The sequence below is a fragment of the Jatrophihabitans fulvus genome (assembly GCF_054781375.1).
In genome coordinates this window covers 73,411-93,769 of record NZ_BAAGUN010000009.1, presented here as the reverse complement: position 1 = coordinate 93,769, position 20,359 = coordinate 73,411, and the positions used below count along the sequence as shown (strand labels likewise).

General features: G+C 73.0%; 25 protein-coding genes and 1 tRNA gene. 8 read left to right on the top strand and 18 right to left on the bottom strand.

What is annotated here, in order from left to right; all coding sequences use genetic code 11:
• The 4 genes from ACYVP9_RS23145 to rimP all read right to left on the bottom strand — a co-directional run.
• The coding region (locus tag ACYVP9_RS23145) for a translation initiation factor IF-2 N-terminal domain-containing protein (RefSeq protein WP_460607350.1) at positions 1-457 on the bottom strand (457 nt) is incomplete at its 3' end.
• Positions 458-516: 59 nt separating this feature from the next.
• Entirely contained in the window at positions 517-984 is a 468-nt protein-coding gene (locus ACYVP9_RS23140; RefSeq protein WP_460607356.1) for a YlxR family protein, read from the bottom strand.
• A gap of 23 nt (positions 985-1,007) precedes the next feature.
• Complete coding sequence (gene nusA / locus ACYVP9_RS23135; protein ID WP_460607349.1) at positions 1,008-2,084, bottom strand: transcription termination/antitermination protein NusA; 1,077 nt, start codon at positions 2,082-2,084, stop codon at positions 1,008-1,010.
• 4 nt (positions 2,085-2,088) lie between these two features.
• Positions 2,089-2,610 carry a ribosome maturation factor RimP gene (rimP, locus tag ACYVP9_RS23130; RefSeq protein ID WP_460607348.1) on the bottom strand — a complete coding sequence of 174 codons (522 nt, stop codon included), beginning with the start codon at positions 2,608-2,610 and terminating at the stop codon, positions 2,089-2,091.
• A 137-nt stretch (positions 2,611-2,747) separates the two neighbouring features.
• On the opposite strand from rimP, the gene ACYVP9_RS23125 reads away from it, so the two are divergent.
• Both ACYVP9_RS23125 and ACYVP9_RS23120 read left to right on the top strand, forming a co-directional pair.
• Positions 2,748-3,521 carry a ferritin-like domain-containing protein gene (locus ACYVP9_RS23125; protein WP_460607347.1) on the top strand — a complete coding sequence of 258 codons (774 nt, stop codon included), beginning with the start codon at positions 2,748-2,750 and terminating at the stop codon, positions 3,519-3,521.
• Positions 3,518-3,973, top strand: a complete 456-nt coding sequence (locus tag ACYVP9_RS23120) for a ferritin family protein (protein WP_460607346.1) — start codon at positions 3,518-3,520, stop codon at positions 3,971-3,973. The genes ACYVP9_RS23125 and ACYVP9_RS23120 overlap by 4 nt, the downstream gene beginning before the upstream one ends.
• A 36-nt stretch (positions 3,974-4,009) precedes the next feature.
• Here ACYVP9_RS23120 and ACYVP9_RS23115 read toward each other — a convergent pair whose 3' ends face one another.
• The 9 genes from ACYVP9_RS23115 to efeU all read right to left on the bottom strand — a co-directional run bounded on the left by ACYVP9_RS23115 (position 4,010) and on the right by efeU (position 13,776).
• Complete coding sequence (locus ACYVP9_RS23115) at positions 4,010-4,918, bottom strand: GNAT family N-acetyltransferase (RefSeq protein ID WP_460607345.1); 909 nt, start codon at positions 4,916-4,918, stop codon at positions 4,010-4,012.
• 62 nt (positions 4,919-4,980) lie between these two features.
• Positions 4,981-5,187 carry a DUF3072 domain-containing protein gene (locus tag ACYVP9_RS23110; protein ID WP_460607344.1) on the bottom strand — a complete coding sequence of 69 codons (207 nt, stop codon included), beginning with the start codon at positions 5,185-5,187 and terminating at the stop codon, positions 4,981-4,983.
• Positions 5,188-5,250: 63 nt separating this feature from the next.
• Positions 5,251-6,408, bottom strand: coding sequence for a flavodoxin/ferredoxin-dependent (E)-4-hydroxy-3-methylbut-2-enyl-diphosphate synthase (gene ispG / locus ACYVP9_RS23105; RefSeq protein ID WP_460607343.1), 1,158 nt, complete (start codon positions 6,406-6,408; stop codon positions 5,251-5,253).
• 37 nt (positions 6,409-6,445) lie between these two features.
• Positions 6,446-7,837 (bottom strand): M50 family metallopeptidase, encoded by a 1,392-nt coding sequence (locus ACYVP9_RS23100; protein WP_460607342.1) that lies wholly within the window; start codon positions 7,835-7,837, stop codon positions 6,446-6,448.
• 43 nt (positions 7,838-7,880) lie between these two features.
• Entirely contained in the window at positions 7,881-9,083 is a 1,203-nt protein-coding gene (gene dxr, locus ACYVP9_RS23095) for a 1-deoxy-D-xylulose-5-phosphate reductoisomerase (protein ID WP_460607341.1), read from the bottom strand.
• Complete coding sequence (locus tag ACYVP9_RS23090; RefSeq protein ID WP_460607340.1) at positions 9,080-9,676, bottom strand: DUF998 domain-containing protein; 597 nt, start codon at positions 9,674-9,676, stop codon at positions 9,080-9,082. The genes dxr and ACYVP9_RS23090 overlap by 4 nt, the downstream gene beginning before the upstream one ends.
• The gene (efeB, locus tag ACYVP9_RS23085; RefSeq protein ID WP_460607339.1) at positions 9,673-10,974 is read right to left on the bottom strand and encodes a Dyp-type peroxidase; all 1,302 of its coding nucleotides are present in this window, start codon (positions 10,972-10,974) and stop codon (positions 9,673-9,675) included. Before efeB ends, ACYVP9_RS23090 begins: the two co-directional genes overlap by 4 nt.
• Entirely contained in the window at positions 10,967-12,157 is a 1,191-nt protein-coding gene (gene efeO, locus ACYVP9_RS23080; protein WP_460607338.1) for an EfeM/EfeO family lipoprotein, read from the bottom strand. Before efeO ends, efeB begins: the two co-directional genes overlap by 8 nt.
• 50 nt (positions 12,158-12,207) lie before the next feature.
• Entirely contained in the window at positions 12,208-13,776 is a 1,569-nt protein-coding gene (gene efeU / locus ACYVP9_RS23075) for an FTR1 family iron permease (RefSeq protein WP_460607337.1), read from the bottom strand.
• A 118-nt stretch (positions 13,777-13,894) separates the two neighbouring features.
• On the opposite strand from efeU, the gene ACYVP9_RS23070 reads away from it, so the two are divergent.
• Genes ACYVP9_RS23070 through ACYVP9_RS23060 form a run of 3 tightly spaced genes read left to right on the top strand, consistent with a single transcriptional unit; the run spans position 13,895 to position 16,055 of the window.
• Positions 13,895-14,644 carry a LamB/YcsF family protein gene (locus ACYVP9_RS23070; RefSeq protein WP_460607355.1) on the top strand — a complete coding sequence of 250 codons (750 nt, stop codon included), beginning with the start codon at positions 13,895-13,897 and terminating at the stop codon, positions 14,642-14,644.
• On the top strand, positions 14,641-15,237 hold the full coding sequence (locus ACYVP9_RS23065; RefSeq protein ID WP_460607336.1) for a 5-oxoprolinase subunit B family protein: 597 nt from the start codon (positions 14,641-14,643) through the stop codon (positions 15,235-15,237). Before ACYVP9_RS23070 ends, ACYVP9_RS23065 begins: the two co-directional genes overlap by 4 nt.
• Positions 15,129-16,055, top strand: a complete 927-nt coding sequence (locus ACYVP9_RS23060; RefSeq protein WP_460607335.1) for a 5-oxoprolinase subunit C family protein — start codon at positions 15,129-15,131, stop codon at positions 16,053-16,055. Before ACYVP9_RS23065 ends, ACYVP9_RS23060 begins: the two co-directional genes overlap by 109 nt.
• Positions 16,056-16,062: 7 nt before the next feature.
• Here the strand turns inward: ACYVP9_RS23060 and ACYVP9_RS23055 are convergent, their stop codons facing one another.
• From ACYVP9_RS23055 to ACYVP9_RS23040, 4 genes are all read right to left on the bottom strand, one after another.
• The gene (locus tag ACYVP9_RS23055; protein ID WP_460607334.1) at positions 16,063-17,064 is read right to left on the bottom strand and encodes an inorganic phosphate transporter; all 1,002 of its coding nucleotides are present in this window, start codon (positions 17,062-17,064) and stop codon (positions 16,063-16,065) included.
• Positions 17,061-17,678 (bottom strand): DUF47 domain-containing protein, encoded by a 618-nt coding sequence (locus tag ACYVP9_RS23050; protein WP_460607333.1) that lies wholly within the window; start codon positions 17,676-17,678, stop codon positions 17,061-17,063. The genes ACYVP9_RS23055 and ACYVP9_RS23050 overlap by 4 nt, the downstream gene beginning before the upstream one ends.
• A 78-nt stretch (positions 17,679-17,756) precedes the next feature.
• Entirely contained in the window at positions 17,757-18,047 is a 291-nt protein-coding gene (locus ACYVP9_RS23045) for a DUF3618 domain-containing protein (protein WP_460607332.1), read from the bottom strand.
• Between the two features lie 116 nt (positions 18,048-18,163).
• Entirely contained in the window at positions 18,164-18,574 is a 411-nt protein-coding gene (locus ACYVP9_RS23040) for a hypothetical protein (RefSeq protein WP_460607331.1), read from the bottom strand.
• A 78-nt stretch (positions 18,575-18,652) separates the two neighbouring features.
• On the opposite strand from ACYVP9_RS23040, the gene bcp reads away from it, so the two are divergent.
• Together bcp and ACYVP9_RS23030 are read left to right on the top strand one after the other, a co-directional pair.
• The gene (gene bcp, locus ACYVP9_RS23035) at positions 18,653-19,126 is read left to right on the top strand and encodes a thioredoxin-dependent thiol peroxidase (protein WP_460607330.1); all 474 of its coding nucleotides are present in this window, start codon (positions 18,653-18,655) and stop codon (positions 19,124-19,126) included.
• A 2-nt stretch (positions 19,127-19,128) separates the two neighbouring features.
• Positions 19,129-19,473: a TraR/DksA family transcriptional regulator gene (locus tag ACYVP9_RS23030; RefSeq protein WP_460607329.1), complete on the top strand. Its 345-nt coding sequence runs from the start codon at positions 19,129-19,131 to the stop codon at positions 19,471-19,473.
• A 2-nt stretch (positions 19,474-19,475) separates the two neighbouring features.
• Here the strand turns inward: ACYVP9_RS23030 and ACYVP9_RS23025 are convergent.
• Positions 19,476-19,550, bottom strand: a tRNA-Leu gene (locus ACYVP9_RS23025).
• A 34-nt stretch (positions 19,551-19,584) separates the two neighbouring features.
• Between ACYVP9_RS23025 and ACYVP9_RS23020 the strand changes: the two genes are divergently transcribed.
• On the top strand, positions 19,585-20,244 hold the full coding sequence (locus ACYVP9_RS23020) for a hypothetical protein (protein WP_460607328.1): 660 nt from the start codon (positions 19,585-19,587) through the stop codon (positions 20,242-20,244).
• Positions 20,245-20,359 lie beyond the last annotated feature (115 nt).

Genomic DNA, 20,359 nt, shown 5'->3' with positions numbered 1-20,359 from the left:
GGACGGGCGCCGCGGGCTGCTGGGCGGCGGCCGGGGCCGACGGGGCGTCCGGCACGGCCGGGCGCGTGTCGGCGGCGGGAGCGGCCGGACGCGCCGGGCCCGGAGTGGGCACGGACGGGGCGGCGGGCGCCGGGGTGGAGGCTCCCGTGGGGGCCCCCGTCTCGACGACCTCGGGCGCGGACGCGGCCGGGGCGGCGGGCGCCTCGGCGGCGGGTGCGACGTCGGCCGGTCCGGACGCGGGAGCGTCCGCCTTGGGGGCGCTCTTGCGGGCCGGGGCCTTCTTGGCCGGGCCGGGGGCGTCGGGGAAGGCCTCGCGCAGCCTGCGCGCGACCGGCGCCTCGACCGTGGACGAGGCGCTCTTGACGTATTCGCCGATCTCGCCGAGTTTGGCGAGGGCTTCCTTGCTGGTGATGCCGAGCTCTTTGGCGAGAGCTGATACGCGGGTCTTGCCGGGCACGTGTCTCCTTCGAAGGACCGTGCGGCATGCCGCGCGGTCCGCTTAGTGGGTGGACCTGCTCATCGCTGGCGCTTCATCGAACGCTCATTGCTCGTCGTCTCCTGCGGTCGAGATACAGGCGTACCGGTCGGTACTGGGTCGTGCGCGGTTCCGGGGCGGACGGCGGGGGCGGCCGGAGCCGCGGGACCGTCGCGTCCCATCCTCGCAACGTACTCGCCGACCGGCGCCGGGTCGATCCGCCCCGGGACCCGCAGGGCCCGGCCGAACGCCCGGCGTCGTACGGCCAGGTCGACGCACGCCGGAGTGGGATGCAACCATGCGCCCCGTCCCGGCAGGCGACGACGGGGATCGACCACGACCATGACGGGGACGTCCCCGGGCTCACCCGGGTGCGCCTGCGAGCCGGTCGTGTCGATCGCGACGACGCGAAGCAGAACCTGGTCGTCGGCACGCTCGCGACATCCGATGCACGTGCGGACCGGGCGCCGGCGTGGCGCCCGTGCTGCGTTGTGATCGGCTGCCGTGATCGCGGCGACAACCGTCGGCAAGCCTACTCCCCGAGGGCCGCGACGCCCGAATCGGGCGTGGCGGCCGGCTCGGTGTCGGCCGGCTCTGTGTCGGCCGGCTCGGTGCCGGCCGGTTCCTCGGCCGCCTCGGTGTCGGCGTGGATGTCGATCTTCGCGCCCGTCAGCCGGGCCGCGAGCCGGGCGTTCTGGCCCTCACGCCCGATCGCCAGGGACAGCTGGAAGTCGGGGACGACGACCCGCACCGCCATGATCGCGGGGTCGACGACGACGCTCTGCAGCGCGTGGGCGGGCGACAGCGCGTTGCCCACGTACGTGGCGGGATCGGCGTGCCAGTCGATGATGTCGATCTTCTCGCCGTGCAGTTCGGCGACGACGTTGCGCACCCGCTGGCCCATCGGCCCGATGCAGGCGCCCTTGGCGTTGAGCCCGTCGACCTCGGTGCGCACGGCGATCTTGCTGCGGTGGCCGGCCTCGCGCGCGACGCTGACGATCTCGACGCTGCCGTCGGCGATCTCGGGCACCTCGAGGGCGAACAGCTTCTTGACCAGGTTGGGGTGGGTGCGGCTCAGCGTCACCTGCGGTCCGCGCATGCCACGCGCCACGCCGACCACGTAGGCCTTGAGCCGGGTGCCGTGCGTGTACTGCTCGCCGGGCACCTGTTCCGACTGCGGCAGGATCGCCTCGACCTTGCCGATGTCGACGACGACGACACCGCGCTGGTTGGCCTGCGCGTCGGCCTGGACGACGCCTGTGACGAGGTCGCCCTCGCGCCCGGCGAACTCGCCGTAGGTCTGGTCGTGCTCGGCGTCGCGCAGCCGCTGCAGGATCACCTGGCGGGCGGTGGCGGCGGCGACCCGGCCGAAGTCGGTCGGGGTGTCGTCGTACTCCTCCTCGATCTCACCGTCGGCGGTGAGCTCCTGCGCCCAGACGATCACCTCGCCGCTCTTGCGGTCGATGACGACGCGGGCGTGCGGCATCGAGTGCGGAGTGTGCTTGTAGGCGGTGAGCAGGGCGGTCTCGAGCGCCTCGATCAGGAGGTCGAAGGAGATCTCCTTCTCGCGTTCGATGCTGCGCAGGGCGGCGAGGTCGACGCTGACCATGCGGTTACTCCTCCCCCGCGGACCGGTTGAACTCGACCTGGACGCGCCCGCGCCCGAGGTCACCCCAGGCCACACGCTGCTCGCGACCCTTCACCTGCAGTGTGACTCCGGAGTCGTCGACCGTCACGATGCGGCCCTCGACGGACCGGCCGTGCGCGTCCGTCTTCACCATTCTCCCCGCCGCGCGGCGCCAGTGGCGCGGCTCGCTCAGCGGACGGTCGACCCCCGGCGAGCTGACCTCGAGCGTGTACGAACCGGCCAACGCCTGCGCGACGACGGGGTCGGCCGGCGTCCCGTCGAGGACGGCGTCGAGCGTCTCGGACACCACCCGGCTGACCGTGGCCACGGCGTCGAGGTCGATGCCGCCGTCGGCGTCGACGATCACGCGCACGAGGTTGCGGCGCCCGGCGCGCGACACGGCGACGTCCTCGAGGTCGTAGCCGGCCTCGTTCACCAGCGGGGTCAGCAGCTCCAGCAGGCTCGCGCGAGCCGCCGCCGCGGACGCTCCTGCGGGGGCGGGGGGCATGCGGTCTCCTTCGGTGCGGGGGTGGGCCGCGGGCACCTTCGGACCGGACGTCCGCGCGGGGGCGCTGGTCCGGACCTGGCATGCCCGCGTGTCCTGTGGACCTTAGTGCACCGGCGTTCTGCGAGGATCGGCCCGACATGAGCGATGTGAGCGGCGACCACAGTGCGCAGAGCGCCCCGGACGCGGCGTCCCGGCCGGAGTCGACACACGGGTCGGACGGGACCGCGGCCCCGACCTCGGCCCCCGCCCCCGCGCCGCCCGAGCGGCCGAGCCCGGCGGGCCGCCACGCCGCCCCCGACCCCGCCCCCGACCCCGACCCGGCGCGCGACCCGCAGGTCCGGCAGCCGTCCGACCCGCAGGTCCGGCCGTCGGCCCCGCAACCCGATGCGTCCGACCCGCGGCCCGCGCCACCCGCGGGCCCACCCCACCGCACCCGGCGCTGGTTCCTGGCCGGCACCGGCGCCGTCGTGGTGGCAGGCGGCGCCGGCGTCGCGGCGGCGTGGGTGACGACCGACGACGACGCACCGCGGCCGCGTCCGCCGGCCGGTCTGCTCGCGGCGGTGGCCGCCGAGCGGGCCCTGCTCGCCGATCTCGACGCGACGACCGGAGGCTCGCCGCAGGTGCGCACGGCGGTCACCCAGGTGCGTGCCGACCACGCCGCCCACCTGCGCGCGCTGCAGGCCCTGATCGACCAGGCGCGGGGCTCGGGAGCGTCCCCGGCGCCGTCGGCGCCCTCCGGGGCGCCGCGGGGGACCGCGCGCACGCCGGCGCAGCTGCGGACGGCGGAGCAGGACGCCTCACGCCGTGCCGCCCGGCGCGCAGCCGCACTGACGGGCGCGGACCCGCGCCTGGCGACGCTGCTCGCATCGATCTCCGCCTGCGAGGCCGGCCACGCGGAGCTGCTCGCATGAGCCGCCTCACGTCGGCAGTGGACGACGCCTGGCAGGCGGCCCTGGCCGCCGAGCACCGCGCGGTGTTCGGCTACGGCCTGGCCGGTCCGCGCCTCGACGGCGACGAGCGCCGGCTGGCCGCCGACTGCGAGCAGGCGCACGAGACCGCCCGCGACGACACGACCTCGGCGCTCGCGGCTGCGGGCGCCGCACCGGTCGGCCCGCTGGCCGGCTACCCGGAACTGGGCTCGGTGCGCGACGCGGCGGCGGCCCGCCGGTGCGCCGTGAGCGTCGAACAGGGCTGCGCCGCCGCCTGGCGCGCGCTGTTCGCGGCCGCGGCCGCCGACGGCAGCGCGCCGGAGTCGGTGCGCGCGCGGGCGCAGCAGCAGTTGACCGCGAGTGCGGTGCGCGCTGTGCGCTGGCGCGCACTGGTCGACCCGTCGCGCGCGTCCGACGCCTTCCCCGGCATCTGAGCGCCGCCACCGTCCGCCGCCGTTCGACCGCCTCGGTCAGAACAGGACGGTGCTCAGCGTGCCGACCTGGCGCATGCCCAGCGCGTCGTACATGCGCCGGGCGGCTTCGTTGAAGTCGTTGACGTACAGGCTGACGGTCGGCGCGGTCCGCAGCGCCTCGCGCAGCACCGCGGCCAGCGCCCGGGTGCCGATTCCCTGGCCGCGCAGATCGGGGCGGACCCACACTCCCTGCACCTGGCAGGTGGCAGGGGTGACGGCGCCGAAGTCGGCTTTGAACACCACCTCGCCGTGCTCGTCGAAGCGGGCGAAGGCCCGTCCTTCGCGGATCAGACCCGCGATGCGGCGGCGGTACTCCTCACCCTGCGCGTCGCGGAACGGCGAGATGTCGAGCTCCTCTGTGAACATCGCCGCGGCCGCCGGGAGGTACGCGTCGAGCGCAGACGTGGGAACGCGCATCACCGCCGGGTCCCCGTCGGGCAGCAGCGCGGCGTCGTCCAGGCGCAGCAGAGGTTGCCGCTCGCGAAACGCGCGCGCGGCACCCCACGCCGGCTCGAGGCGAGGCCACAGTGCGTGGACGGCGTCGGCGTCGCCGACGATGGACGTGCACAGCCGGATCTCGGTGGCCAGGCGCTCACCGAGCACCCGCCACGAGGCCTCGTCGCCGCCGACCGGCAGCAGGTTGCCGCCGTGGAAGGCGGCCGCCACGAGGGTCCCCCCGGCGTCACGCGCGCCGAGCAACGACCCACCGAAACGGCGGGGCGACAGCGTCGGAACCGACGCCAACCGGGCGTCGAGCACGACGTTCGTCACGGGATCGAGGGCCACCAGGCGGCGCAGCGCGCCGCGGTCGGAGTCATCGAGAGCCTCGACGGTCAGCCCGTCGACCTCGCCGCTGCCGCTGTCCGTGGACACCACCTCGGCGTCCGGACGGTGCAGCAATCCCATTCCGGTCAGGCTACCGACATCGGCGCAGATCGCTCACATCGGCAGCGGACCGGCCGCGACCCCTACTGCCCACGGCCGGTCTTGTCCTGCAGCCGGTCGATGTGCTCGCTGGCCTCGGCCTTGGTGAGGCCGTCGGGAACCTCCTCGCCGGCCTCCTGGGCGAGGGTGGACAGGTAGGACTGCTGCGGGCCGGTCATCGGCTCGTCGCCGGTGACCCACTGGTCGGTGGGGCGCTCGGCGTTGCGGGTGACGTCGTCCTGGTCGGGCATGGCACGGCTCCTTCGTTCGATTACGTTCGAAAGGAGCGTGCCCGCCGCGGGCGACCGGCTAACTCAGCCGCCGATCGAGACCGTGGGCTCGCCCGAGGCCACGCCGTCCGCACCCATCTGCTCGGCCATGCGCAGGGCCTCCTCGATGAGCGTCTCGACGATCTGCGACTCGGGGACGGTCTTGACGACCTCGCCCTTGACGAAGATCTGGCCCTTGCCGTTGCCGGACGCGACGCCGAGATCGGCCTCGCGGGCCTCCCCCGGGCCGTTGACGACGCAGCCCATGACCGCGACGCGCAGCGGCACCTCGATGCCCTCGAGGCCGGCGGTGACCTTGTCGGCGAGCGTGTAGACGTCGACCTGCGCGCGGCCGCACGAGGGGCACGACACGATCTCGAGGCGGCGCTGGCGCAGGTTCAGCGACTCGAGGATGGCCAGACCGACCTTGACCTCCTCGACCGGCGGGGCCGAGAGCGAGACGCGGATGGTGTCGCCGATGCCCTTGGACAGCAGCGCACCGAAGGCGACCGAGGACTTGATCGTGCCCTGGAACGCCGGGCCGGCCTCGGTGACGCCGAGGTGCAGCGGGTAGTCGCACTGCTCGGCCAGCTGCTCGTAGGCCCGCACCATGACCACCGGGTCGTTGTGCTTCACCGAGATCTTGAAGTCACGGAAGCCGTGCTCCTCGAACAGCGACGCCTCCCACAGCGCCGACTCGACGAGCGCCTCGGGCGTGGCCTTGCCGTACTTCTCCAGCAGCCGCTTGTCGAGCGAGCCGGCGTTGACGCCGATGCGGATCGACACGCCCGCGTCGGAGGCGGCCTTGGCGATCGCGCCGACCTGGTCGTCGAACTTCTTGATGTTGCCCGGATTCACGCGCACGGCGGCGCACCCGGCGTCGATCGCGGCGAACACGTACTTCGGCTGGAAGTGGATGTCGGCGATGACCGGGATCTGGGACTTCGTCGCGATCGCCGGCAGCGCCTCGGCGTCGTCGGCGGACGGGCAGGCCACGCGGACGATGTCGCACCCGGCCGCGGTCAGCTCGGCGATCTGCTGCAGCGTGGCGTTGACGTCCGCGGTGAGCGTGGTCGTCATCGACTGCACCGACACCGGCGCGTCGCCGCCGACCAGCACGTCGCCGACCTTGATCTGGCGGGACTTCCGGCGCGGCGCGAGCACGGGCGGTGGCAGAGCGGGCATTCCGAGATTGGTCGTCACGTTTCCCCATTATCCGCGTCGTCGGATCGGACTGTGGTCACCCGCCGAGCAACCGGATCGGGTCGACGATGTCGGCATAGAGCGTCAACAGTGTCAGGACGATGAGCACGGACGCCACCGCGTACATGACGGGCAGCATCTGCGCGGTGTCGACGAAGATCTGCTTCGGGGCCGGGCGGGGCCGCAGGCCTCCCCCGGCGGGTGATGCGCCGTCGGTGGCGCCCGCCCGCGCGGGCTCGCGGCGCGCCTTGAGCCGGGCCCAGCCGCGCTTGACCGCCTCGACCAGCGCGCCCGCCACGTGGCCGCCGTCGAGCGGCAGCAGCGGCAGCAGGTTGAAGAAGAACAGCAGCAGGTTGACCGACGCGAGCAGGCTCAGCAGGAGGTACAGCTTGTCGGTGTTGCTCAGGGCCTTGCTCTCGGCGAAGTCGCCCGAGATGCGCCCGATGCCGACCACGCCGACGGCGCCCTCGGGATCGCGCTGCTCGCCCTGGAACACGGTGCCGAAGAGGTTGCCGACCTTCTCGGGGTAGCGCGCGAGCGCGCTCAGGCCGCGCTGCACCTGGTCACCGATCTCGCCCGGGACGGCCGTGATCGGGACGGTCTCGAAGTAGCGCCGCTCGGTGGGCGAGACGCCCAGGTATCCGGCCTTCTTCGTCTTCGTGGTGCTGCCGTCGACGTACTTGGTGTTCTCGACCGGGGTGATCGCGACGGTCTCGCGGGTTCCGTCGCGGTGCTGGATGCCGACGGACAGCCGCGTGCCCGCGGACGGCTCGATGAGCCCGACGAGCTGCTGCCAACTCGTCACCTTCTCGCCGTTCACTGACACGACGGTGTCACCGGGCCGAAGCGCCTTGGCCGCGGGAGCCGCGCTGGCGCCGGCCGGGCACGTGTCGGCCCGCGCGGCCACCGAGTTCGCGGGCACCACGCACTTGACGACGGTGCCGATCGTGGTGGTGGGTGCCGTGTCGGGCTTGCCCAGGAAGACGAGCAGGACGACCGTCAGGACGAGGTAGATGACCAGGTTCATCGTCGGCCCGCCGACCATGATGATCATCTTCTTGCCGGGGGTGAGCCGGTAGAACTGCCGGTGCTCGTCCTCGGGGGTGACCTCGGCCCGGCTCACCTGCCGGAAGTCCTCGACCGCGGTCGCCATGCGCCGCGGCCAGCGCGACGGCCGGCCGTCCTTGCGCGGCGGCACCATGCCGATCATGCGGATGTAGCCGCCGAGCGGGATCCACTTCAGGCCGTACTCGGTGTCACCCTTCTTGCGGGAGAACATCGTCGGGCCGAACCCGACCATGTACTGCGTCACCTTCACGCCGAACTTCTTGGCCGGCACCATGTGGCCGATCTCGTGCAGCGCGATGGACAGCAGCAGGCCGAGCGCGAAGATCACGACGCCGAGCGTGTACAGCAGCCAGGAGGGCATCTGCTTTCCCTTCGTCCCCGCTGACGGTCAGCTCCGGTACCGATCAGCTGCGGGCCGGTTGCGCGACGATCTCTCCGGCGCGCTCGCGTGCCCAGCTCTCGGCCTGTTCGACGTCCGCCACGGTACCGGGGTTCCCCACGGCGTCGTGGCGTTCGCTCAGCCATGCGTCCACTACATCGGCAATCGTGTCGACGATCCGCAGGAACCCGATGGTCCCGTCGTGGAACGCGTCGACGAGCAGCTCGTTGGCGGCGTTGTAGACCGCCGGGGCGCAGCCACCCGCGGCGCCGGCCCGCTTGGCCAGCTCGACGGCGGGAAAGGCGGCCGTGTCGAGCGGTTCGAACGTCCAGCTCTGCGCGGCCGTCCAGTCGACGGGGGCGCTGACGTCCGGGATGCGATCGGGCCAGCCGAGGGCGAGCGCGATCGGCAGCTTCATGTCCGGCGGCGACGCCTGCGCGATCGTCGAGCCGTCGGTGAACTCGACCATCGAGTGGATCACCGACTGCGGGTGCACCACCGCCTCGATGCGCTCGTACGGTACGTCGAACAGCAGGTGTGCCTCGATGACCTCGAGGCCCTTGTTGACCAGGGTGGCCGAGTTGGTGGTCACCAGCCGGCCCATGTCCCAGGTGGGGTGGGCCAGGGCCTGCTGCGGGGTGACGTCGGCGAGCTCCTCGCGCGAGCGGCCGCGGAACGGACCGCCGCTGGCGGTGACGACGAGCTTGCGCACCTCGCCCGCGGTACCCGAGCGCAGGCACTGCGCCAGGGCGGAGTGCTCGGAGTCGACGGGCACGAGCTGGCCGTCGGCGGCGAGCCGGGTCACCAGCGGCCCGCCGGCGATGAGCGACTCCTTGTTGGCCAGGGCGACCACCCGTCCCGCCTCGAGCGCGGCGAGCGTCGCCCGCAGGCCCTGCGCCCCGGCGACGGCGTTGAGGACGGTGTGGCAGCCGAGCGCGGCCAGTTCGGCCGACGCCGTTGGCCCGGCGTGGACGGCGGGCCGCGGTGCGTCCGACGGCCACACCCGGTCCAGCTCGGCGTTCAGGGCGTCGACGGCGCTCTCGCGGGCGACACCGACGGCCCGCACCCGCAGCCGCGCGGCCTGCTCGGCGAGCGCCCCGACGTCACCGCCGCCCGCCGACACCGCCACGATGCGGACGCGGTCGGGGGCGTGGAGTGCGACGTCGACCGTCTGGGTGCCGATGGAACCGGTGGAGCCGAGCAGCACGACCTCGCGCGGGGAACTCACCGTCCGATCGTCGCACCCCGCCGCGACCGCCTCAGCGCGAGCACCACCACGGCCGGCCAGACCGCCTGCTGGCCGGCCAGCAGGCGCTCCCACAGGCCGGTGGTCCGACCGTCCAGCGTCACGGCGAACGCGGCGAGCAGCGCGGCCGAGAGCAGCGTCACCGCTACGGCAACGGGCGGGCGCACCGCCCAGGCCCGTCCCCGGGTCGCGGTGGTCGCGGGCCACGCCACGAGCAGCACGAACCCGGCCGTCGCGGCAGCGGCGTGCGCGGTCGACGACCCGCGGTCCGGCTGCGGGAACGCGGCCACGAGCAGCACGCACACCCCGGCCAGGGCGAGCACCGCCCGGCTCGCCCGCCGCAGCGTCGCCGTTCCGAGGGCGGTCACGACGTGCGCGCAGCCCAGGCCGACGAAGCCGAGCGTCATGATCCAGCGATGGTCGGCGCCCCGGGACGCCAGCTCGCTGATCGTGCCCCGGACCGGGTCGAAGCGGTCGTCGCGGACAGCGGCGGCGAGCTGCCACCCGCCGATCATGAACACCGGCGCGGCGAGCGAGGACGCCAGCGCCCACCGGGGCGGGCGCGCACCGCTCACACGAACAGCGACTTGCCCCACCAGTCGCCGGGGCCGCGCACCCCGGGCGGGCAGGCCCACAGGCCGCTGCCGGTGTGCCGGACGTACTCGTTCATGAGGTCGGAGCGGCCGAGCATGCGCTGGATGGGCACGAACTGCTTGCGGGGGTCCTTCTGGAAGGCGATGAAGAACAGCCCGGCGTCGAGCAGGCCGGTGTCGGCGTCGATGCCGTCGGTGTAGCTGTAGCCGCGGCGCAGCAGCTTCTGCCCACCGTGCGACGACGGCGCGGCCAGCCGGATGTGCGAGTTCACGTCGACGACGTACTCGCCCTTGCGCTTCGCGGTGAGGTCGACGGTGTCGAACTCGTGCTTGCCCGTCAGCGGGGCGCCCGACTCCTTGTACCGGCCGAAGATCTTCTCCTGGTCGGCGAGGAAGTCGGTGTCCCACGACTCGATCAGCATGCGGATGCGGCGGGCGACGAGGTAGCTGCCGCCGCGCATCCAGTTCTGGTCGGTCTCGTCGCCGACCCAGACGAACTTCTCCAGCTCGTCGGTGTCCTCGTCCTTGATGTTGTTCGTGCCGTCCTTGAAGCCGAACAGGTTGCGCGGGGTGTCCTGCGCCTTCGACGTCGAGGAGGTGCGTCCGAAGCCGAGCTGCGACCACTTCATCACGGCGGTGCCGCGGGCGAGCCGGGCGAAGTTGCGGATGGCGTGGAACGCGACCTGGGGGTCGTCGGCGCAGGCCTGGACGCAGATGTCGCCGTTGCTGCGGGACGCCTGCAGGTAGTCGCCGGGCAGCTCGGGGATGTCGGCGAGCGCGGCGGGCCGCTTGTCGGCGAGGCCGAACCGGTCGTCGAAGAAGGACGGGCCGAAGCCGACCGTGATCGTCAGGTTCGACGCCGACAGCCCCATCGCCTCGCCGGTGTCGATCGGCGGGCGCGAGGGCACGGTCTCGACCGCGCCGACGGGCAGGCCCTTGGTCATCTGGGCGGCGGCGGCCGACCAGGTGGCGAGCATGACCGAGACCGCCTGCAGGTCGACGGCGGCGATGTCGAAGGCGGCGAAGGCGAGCCGGTCCTGCGCGGGGGTGGCGATGCCCGCCTGGGTGCGCGCGTAGAACGGGACGACCTGCGTGCCCGGGGAGGGCCTGGTGTCGGCCCCCGTGTCGGCGTCCGCGTCGGTCGCGCGGGCGACACCGAAGCCGGCGCCGCCCGCGGCGACCACCCCGGCCGCGCCGAGCGCACGGCCGAGGAAGCGCCGCCGCGACGGGGACGGGGCGTCGGCGTCGGGAGCGGTCGCCGCAGCGGTGTCGTCAGGCATTGGCGATCTTGCTCGACACCTTGCTCAGGGGCTCCTGCACCGCCTTGACGGCGGCGGCGAACCCACGCTTGTCGGCGGTGGTGAGCTGGTCGTAGAGCTTGTAGCCGGACGGGTTGGCGGTCGTGCGGTACTTCGCGAGCAGCTTCGTCAGGTCGGCGAAGCGGGCCGTGATGGTCCTGCCGAGGTCGGCGTCGATCTTGTTCAGGGCCGGCAGCAGCTGGGCGTACGCCTGCTCGGCGCCCTCGACGTTGTTGGCGAAGTCGAGCAGGTCGATGCGCGAGTAACGCTCCTCCTCGCCGGTGATCTTGCTGGCCGCGACCTCGTCGAGCAGGCCCTGCGCACCGTTGGCGAGCTCGGTCGGCTTGTACTCGAGGTTCTCGGTCAGGCCCTGCAGTCGGGCGATGTCGGCGACCAGCTTCTCGCCGTAGGGCGCCATGCCCTTCAGCGACTTCTGCTGGAACAGCGCCTTCTCGATGCGGTGGAACCCGCGCCACTGCGACGCGGGCACGTCGCCCTCGCGGATGTCGATGTCGGCGTCGATCGAGTCCTTGCCGATGACGAAGGACTCGGCGACCGGCTCGATGCGCTCGTAGAACGGACGGGCGCTCATGTACGCCTTCTGCGCGGCGGCCAGGTCGGTGCCCTTGAGCGTTGCGGCGAAGCTCTTCGTGGCGGTCACGAGCGCGGCCACCTGCGTGTTGACGTAGGTCGCGTAACCCTTGGTGGCGTCGGCGAGCAGGGCGTCGACGGTCGTGTCGGCCGGGCCGCCGGACTTGCCGGTGACCGTGATCGGCTTCTTCTCCGGCGTCGCGCCCGGGCAGTAGAGCTGGTAGGTGCCGGCCTCGACGGTGACGCTGAACTCGCCACCCAGGCCCGGGGGCACGTTCTCCTTCTCGCCGAGGATGCGCTGGCCCTGCAGGATCTCGACCTCGCTGACCGCCGTGGCGTCACGGTTGGTCACCTTGACCGTCAGCGCGCCCGCCGGGAACGACGTCTTGTCGATGACGCACCCGTCGGCCTGCGTGACCGTGACGGTCGCGACGCGCGCGTTGGCGTTCGTGGCCGTGCCCGGGGCGGGCGAGCCCGTCGGGTCACCGCCGCCCGAGTCGGACGAGCAGCCGGCGAGCAGGGCGGTCGCGGCGGTGCCGGCAGCCAGGGCGGCCAGTCTGGTCGTGCGGTGCATCTGTACTCCGTCGTCGTCGCAGGTCCGGTTATGAGTTAGGGCAGCCTAACCTATGACCGGACGAGGGGCGGGGTCGGCTCGCGGGCCGGGGCGGGATCGGTCCGGCGGCGTCCGGTGAGCGCGAACGCGACCGCCGTGAGCACCGCGAGCAGCGCCACCACGGCACACCACACCGCGGCCGTGAGCAGTTGGGAGCGCCGGGTGCCGTCGTCGTGGGCGGCCCGGGCGGCCTGTGCCGCCGACCGCACGGTGGCATCGGAGGTGCCGGCCGTCCGCCCGGTCACGGGACGGTCGAGCTGGGCGTTGTTGGCGGCGGTGCCCGCCACGGCCAGGACCTGCCGGGTCCACCGGACGTCGACGAGCCGGTCGGTACGCGGGTCGACCCACACCGTCACCGTCGTGCCCGACCGGTACCGCACCGGGATGCTGCCGTCGGTGATCCGGATGCCGGTGGGCAGCCGTCCGCCGTTCAGCTGCGCGACGCGCTCGACCGGCAGGGTGGCGGGGCCGTCGTAGCTCGACGCCCCGACGATGCGTCCGCTGTAGCGCTCGGTCGGGAGCCCGGCACGGTCCTGGGCGCCCGCGCGGCGCAACGGCAGGCGCACCTCGCCCTCGGACGGGCCGAGCGAGGCCGGGGGCCGCCCGAGCACGGTGACACCGGTGGCGCTGCGCCCGGTGAGCTGCACGCCCGACAGCGACGTCGACCCGGCACCGGGCTCGTCGGGCGCGACGAGCGCGAGCACGAGCGCGGTGACACCGGCCAGGGCCGCGAGGGCGAGCCCGCCGCGGATCGCGGCCCGCCGCGGCACCGGCCGTCCGGGCGGCCACACCACGTACAGCCCGACGGGCACGAGGTACACCAGCCACAGCACGACCTCGATCAGCACCGGCCGCGGCTGCAGGCCCAGCATGCCGGTCAGCAGCGAGGCCTGGACGGTGCCGGGTTCGACGAGCCAGGTGAGGTCCAGGGTCTGCTGCTGGCCGACGTTCACCCAGCCCGCCTCGTGGGCGGTGTGCACGGCGTTCACGACGAGGCCGGCGGCGACGAGCACGAGGACGGCGCCGGTCGCGCGGAAGAACTTCGACAGGTTCAGCCTCACGCCGCCGCGGTAGATGCCGTAGCCCAGGGCGACGGCGACCAGCAGGCCGAGCAGCGCGCCCACGCCGGCGGTGGCGCCGTTCGCCGACTCGTTGAAGGCGGCGAGCAGGAAGACGACGGTCTCGAGACCCTCGCGGATGACGGCGAGGAACGCCATGGCGACCATCGCCCGCGCGCCGTTGGACGACTGCGTCATGGCCTCGGACGCGAGGCTCTCGAGCTGGCCCTTGAGGTTGCGGGAGTTCCGCCGCATCCACACGACCATGTACGTGACCATGCCGATCGCGAGGACGGCGATGACCGTCTCGAGGCCCTCCTGCTCCTTCTGCGGCAGGTTCTGGGAGAAGGCGCGCAGCGCGATGCCGATGCCCAGGCAGAGCACGACGGCGACGCCCACGCCGACCATCACCGAGCGCAGCAGGTCCCGACGGCCCTGCTTGCGCAGGAAGGCGGCGATGATGCCGACGATGAGCGCGGCCTCGAGGCCCTCGCGCAACCCGATCACGAAGCTGGGGAGCATGCTTCTCCGTCCGCGGTGCCTTCTTAGGTAAGCCTGGCCTTGGGATGCTAACCCGGACGGGCCGCCGCCGACACCACCCAGGTGGCCCGTCCCTCAGTACGGTGGGCCGGTGCCCGTGATGGACCTCAACGCCGACCTGGGCGAGGGGTTCGGCATCTGGCGCCTCGGCGACGACGAGGCGCTGCTCGACGTGATCACCAGCGCCAACGTCGCGTGCGGGTTCCACGCCGGCGACCCGCTCACCCTGCGCCGCGTGTGCGCCGCCGCGGTCGAGCGCGGCGTCGCGATCGGCGCGCAGGTGGGCTACCGCGACCTCGCCGGGTTCGGCCGCCGCCGCATCGACATCGCGCCGGACGAGCTCGCCGCGGACGTGCTCTACCAGCTCGGCGCCCTCGACGGCTGCGCCCGGCCGTCCGGCGGCCGCGTCGCGTTCGTCAAACCGCACGGCGCGCTCTACAACGCCGCCGCGGACGATCCGGACCAGGCCGGCGCGGTGGCCACCGCGGTCGCGGCCTACGACCGGACGCTGCCGCTGCTCGGCCTGCCGGGCTCCGCGCTCGCCGACGCCGCGGCCACCCACGACCTGACCTTCGTCGCCGAGGCCTTCGCCGACCGCGCGTACACCGCGGACGGGCGACTGGTGTCCCGGCGGACGGCGGGGTCGGTGCTCACCGACACGGCAGCGGTCGTCGACCGCGCCGTCCGCTTCGCCCGCGACGGGCTGGTGACGGCGGACGACGGCACGGAGGTGTCGGTGGCCGCCCGGTCGCTGTGCCTGCACGGCGACACGCCCGGCGCGGTCGAGCACGCCCGGGCCGTGCGGGCGGCGCTGCTCGACGCCGGCATCGCCCTCGAGCGGTTCGCGTGAGGGTGCTGCCCTACGGCGACACGGCCGCCCTCGTCGAACCCGACGACCCGTCGCAGGTGCGGACCCTGGCGGCGGCCGCCGCGCGGCTGCCCGGCGTCGTCGAGGTGGTGCCGGCCGCCTGCACCCTGCTCGTCGTCGGCGCGGACGCGCTGCCCACCCTGGCCGCACGGCTGGCCGAGGTCCCGGACGACGTCCCGGCTCCGAGCGGCCCCGAGGTGACGCTCGACGTCCGCTACGACGGGGCCGACCTCCCCGACACCGCCGCGCTCCTCGGGCTGGATTCCGACGGGCTCGTCCGTGCCCACACGTCGACCGCGTTCGTCGTCGCCTTCTGCGGCTTCGCGCCCGGTTTCGCCTACCTGACCGGCATGCCGCCCGAGCTGCACGTGCCGCGGCTGGCCGAGCCACGCACCCGCGTGCCCGCCGGATCGGTGGGGCTCGCCGGCGAGTTCACCGGCGTCTACCCGCGCGCGTCGCCAGGAGGATGGCGACTGATCGGACGCACCGACGCCGCGCTCTGGGACCTCGAGCGCGACCCGCCCGCCCTGCTCTCCCCCGGCACCCGGGTCCGGTTCCGCGCGGTGGCGCGGTGACCGTCGAGATCGTCCGCCCCGGACCGTTCGCGAGCGTCCAGGACGGCGGACGGGTCGGCTGGGCGCACCTCGGGGTGCCCCGCTCGGGAGCGTTCGACCGGCGCGCGCACAGGCAGGCGAACCGGCTCGTGGGCAACGCCCCCGACGCCCCCGTGATCGAGGTGCTGCTCGGCGGGTTGGCGTTCCGGACCGACTCGGCGCTCACCGTCGCGGTCACCGGCGCGCCCTGCCCCGGGCTGGTCGCCGGAACGGCCGTGACGCTGCGCGCCGGCGACCAGGTCGCGCTGGGCACCCCCGGCCACGGTGCCCGCACCTACCTGGCCGCGCGCGGCGGGTTCGCGGCGGACGCCGTGCTGGGTTCGGTCGCGACCGACGTGCTCAGCGGACTGGGCCGTCCGCCCCTGGCGGCGGGTGACCGGCTCGGGATCGGGGCCGCGACGGTGGCCGCGGTGACCGACGCGGTGATCGCGACCCGGCCCGGCGACGGCACCCTGCCCGTCCGCCTCGGGCCCCGCGACGACCGCCTGAACGCGACGTCCCGGGCCGCACTGACCCGGACCGTGTGGACGGTGCGCGACGCGAGCGACCGCATCGGCGTCCGGCTCGACGGGCCACCGCTCGAGCGGATCGGGGGTGAGCTGCCGAGCGAGCCGACGCTGCCCGGGGCGGTGCAGGTGCCCGGCGACGGACGTCCGATCGTGTTCGGCCCGGACGCGCCGGTGACCGGTGGGTACCCGGTCGTCGCGGTGGTCACCGACCTCGGCACGGTCGCCCAGCTGCGACCCGGCGACCGGGTGCGGTTCTCGGCGCGGGGGTGACCCGGGCTCAGCCGCCGAGCAGCGGGTGCAGGGCGAAATAGGCGATGGCCGCGACGGCGGCCGCGGCGGGGATGGTGAGGATCCACGCCACGACGATGTTGCCGGCTACGCCCCACCGCACCGCGGAGAACCGGCGGGTGGCGCCGACGCCCATGATCGACGTCGAGATCACGTGGGTGGTCGACACCGGCAGGCCGTAGTGGGCCGTCGAGAGCATCACGGCGCTCGCGACGGTCTGGGCCGCGAAGCCGCTGGCCGGGGTCAGCTGGATGATGCGACGGCCCAGGGTGCGCATGATGCGCCAGCCGCCGGAGTAGGTGCCCGCGGAGATGGCCAGGGCCGAGGAGATGATCACCCAGAACGGGATGCCGTCGCCCTGCTGCAGGTCACCGTTGATGACGAGGGTCAGGAAGATGACGCCCATCGTCTTCTGCGCGTCCTGGGTGCCGTGGCCGAACGACATCGCGGCCGCCGAGACGATCTGCGCCGACCGGAAGCCCCGGTTGACCCGATGCGCGTTGGCCTTCCGGAACGCCCACAGCAGCGCGATCATGAACAGATAGCTGACGCCGAAACCGATGAGCGGTGACGCCACCATCGGGATGAGCACCTTGTCGAGCAGCACGTCCCAATGGGCCTTCTCGGCGCCCGCCAGGCCGGCGCCGAGCAGCGCCCCGATGAGCGCGTGCGACGACGACGACGGCAGGCCGAAGTACCAGGTGCCGAGGTTCCAGACGATCGCGCCCACGAGTGCGGCGAGCACGATCACCAGCCCGGACCGTCCGACCGCGGGATCGATGATGCCGCCGCCGATCGTCTTCGCGACCTCGACGGAGATCAGTGCGCCCACGATGTTCATCACCGCCGCCATCGCCAGGGCGACCCGCGGGGTCAGCGCCTTCGTCGAGATCGACGTCGCGATGGCGTTGGCGGCGTCGTGGAAGCCGTTGGTGTAGTCGAAGCCGAGCGCCACGATCACGATGACGACGACCAGGGCGGTGGTGCTCACGACTCCTTGACCGCGATCGTCTCGACCGCGTGGGCCACGTGCTCGAGGGCGTCGGCGGCCTCCTCGAGCCCGTCGGCGACCTCACGCAGCTTGATCATGGTGAGGGCGTCGTAGTCGCCGCTCAGCAGCTTGGACAACAGCTTGCGGTAGACGCGGTCGGCCTCGTTCTCGAGGCGGTTCACCTCGATCCAGTACGGCTCGAGGTCCTGCAGCGTCTTCAGCCGCGACATCGCCTCGGCGGTCTCGTCCGCGGAGCGTTGCAGCAGCTTCATCTGCTCGGTCATCAGCGGGGGCAGGCGGCCCACGTCGGCCAGGACGATGAAGTCGGCCGCGGCCTCGACCGCGTCGACGACGTCGTCGAGCGCGGACGCGAGGCGGTAGATGTCCTCGCGGTCGAACGGGGTGACGAAGCTGGTGTTCAGCTGCCGCATGATGCGGTGCGTCACGGCGTCGCCCGCGTGCTCGATGTCGCGCAACTCCTTGGCGATCGCGGCACGGTTGGCGTTCGGGTCGGTCAGCCCCGACAGCACCGTGATCGCGGTGGCCACGTTGCGGCCGGCGTCGGTGAACATCGCGTAGAACGCGTTGTCCTTCGGGGTGAGGCGGAAGCCCACGATGGCGATCCTTGCTGACGACGGTGGTGGCCGCCGCCGAGCGTATCGCCGGGCGTTCGTCAGCCGTTCACCCGTCGGTCAGCGGCGCGCCTTCTTGGCGGCCCGCTCGACCCGCTCGACCACCGTCCTGGGCTTCGCGGCGCGGGCGTTGCGGATGCGGAGTGCGACCAGCAGCAGCACCACGCCGCCGGCGCCGGCGGCGATCGCCTGGCCCTGCGGGGTCTGCAGCTTCTCGCGCACCGTCTGCTTCGCCCGCTCGGCGACGCGCTTGGGGTGCGTGCGGTAGGCGAGCTGGTCGACCGCGGTGGCCAACTGCGCACGCGACCTCTCGATGTCGCGTTTGATGTCGTCGGCGCTGCGCTCGGCCACCGTGGCTCCCCTCGGAATGCTGAAGCGCCAGCCTAGCGAGGTGCAGGCCGGACGGCGTCAGGCGCGGGGCGCGCCGCGGGCCGGAACGGGCCCGCCGGGATGCCGGGGACGCATGGTCAGGGCATCGGGCGGGCGTCGCACGGGCTCATGATCGTGCCGTTGCCCCGCAGCGCGTGCATCACCGACAGCGCGACCAGCACCACGGTGAAGACCGCCATGTAGGGCATCGGCAACTTCGCCCGGGGGTGGCGCGACCGGCGGTGGGCCCAGCCGGCGGCGACGGTCGCGAGGATCGCCAGGGCGGCGAAGAAGCCCACGAGGTCGCTGTACTGGCACGAGTACTCGGGACGTCCGCCCAGGGTGGACGTGCGGACCGTCAGCGACTCGATGTGCACGACGAAGGCGACGGCGGCGATGCCGAGCCCGACCCAGAAGGCCGCCGGCACCTGCCAGAGGCCGGGACGCACGTCGCGGTCGGGGCCCTGCTGCGGGCGGCCGTGCCGCTGCGGCATGGTGGTCGGGTTCATGTCGGTGCTCCTTCGCGTCGGTCTCGTCCCCGACGCTAGGAAGACGCCGACGCCGCCACCATGGGAAAGGGTTCCTACATGGCCGACACGCGCCTGTCCCCGGGCGACGCCGCGCCCGACTTCACTCTTCCGGACGCGGACGGCAACGACGTGTCGTTGTCCGACCTGCGCGGCTCGAAGGTGATCGTCTACTTCTACCCGGCCGCGATGACGCCGGGGTGCACGAAGCAGGCCTGCGACTTCCGTGACAGCCTCGACTCGCTGGCGGCCGAGGGGTACGAGGTGCTCGGCATCTCGCCGGACAAGCCCGCGAAGCTCGCGAAGTTCCGCGAGCGCGACGCCGTCACGTTCCCGCTGCTGTCGGACCCGGAGCGCACCACCCTGCAGGCCTACGGCGCCTTCGGCGAGAAGACGATGTACGGCAAGACGGTCACCGGGGTGATCCGCTCGACGTTCGTCGTCGACGAGGACGGCAAGATCGCGCTCGCGCAGTACAACGTCAAGGCCACCGGCCACGTCGCCAAGCTGCGACGCGACCTGGGCCTCGACTGACGGTGCCGGCCGACGACCTCGGCGCGCTGCGGGCGGCCCGCGCCGAGGCGTTCGCGCAGCTCGAGCAGCGTCGCCGCGACCTCGCGGACGTCATCGACTCGGCGTCGTCGACCACGGGCGACGACGAGCACGACCCGGAGGGCGCGACCATCGGCTTCGAGCGCGCCCAGGCGCAGTCGATGCTCGACCGCGCCGAGGTCCGTGTGGCCGAGCTCGACGCCGCCCTCGCCAGGGCCGAGTCGGGCGCGTACGGGCGGTGCGTGGTGTGCGGACGCCCCATCGGCGCCGAGCGACTCGCCGCCCGCCCGGGGACGGATCGTTGCGTCGACTGCGCGCGACGAGGTTGATGTACCGGCGGCGGGATTCGAACCCGCACTGTCTCGGACCTAAACCGAGTCTCTCTCGCCAATTGGAGTACGCCGGCCGACGTTGCGCCGACACCAGGTATCGGTCTGCGCGTGGCAGTTCGGACAAAGAATACGGAGATTCTCCAGCCGGTTGTCGGTCGGATCACCGTTGATGTGATCGAGCGTCAGCGGCAAGGGCTTCCCGCACCATTCGTCGAGACCGCAGCGCTCGCACCGAGCTTCCTTGAGGCCGGCCATGATCAACCGACGACGGAGATTGCCGCTGCTGACGTAGGTCGAGTTCGCGACCAGGATTTCGTCGAGTGGCCGGGCCTTGAATCCGTTGGGATTGCGGCGACCCTTCCCCCACGACTGACCGACGAAATGGCTCGTGTCGAGCCCCAACCGCCTGAAGTGCTGGTTGATGAAGCGCTGTACTCCCCCGCTGGGTGCGTAACCCAGACGCCGGAGAACCTGCGCGACAGTCGTGCTGTTCCGAACCGCGTCGGCCAGCTGGCCGTCCGTCCACGATCGGACCCTGCCGGGACGGCCTCCCGACGTCTGCGGGAGGTGGGACGTATCGATGTCGAGGCGCGCAATGTGCCGCCACAGCGTGGCGTAGGCCCCGCCGCCCCCGGCAAGCCCGAGCGCGAGCATCACTTGGCGCATCGAGGCGGAGTTGGCGACTGCCGCCCGGAGGTCATCGTCTGTCCACTGACGCAGAGGCATGATCATGTTCTCGCACGCGGGTACGACAGTTTCCGCGGATGATCAGCTTCTCCCCCGAGGTGACCGGATCGACCCGTCCGAACCGGTCACCCGGCACGCACACGTGATCGTTCATCGCTGAGTGACGCCCGCGGGCCGTCCCCGCGGCACTCACCGA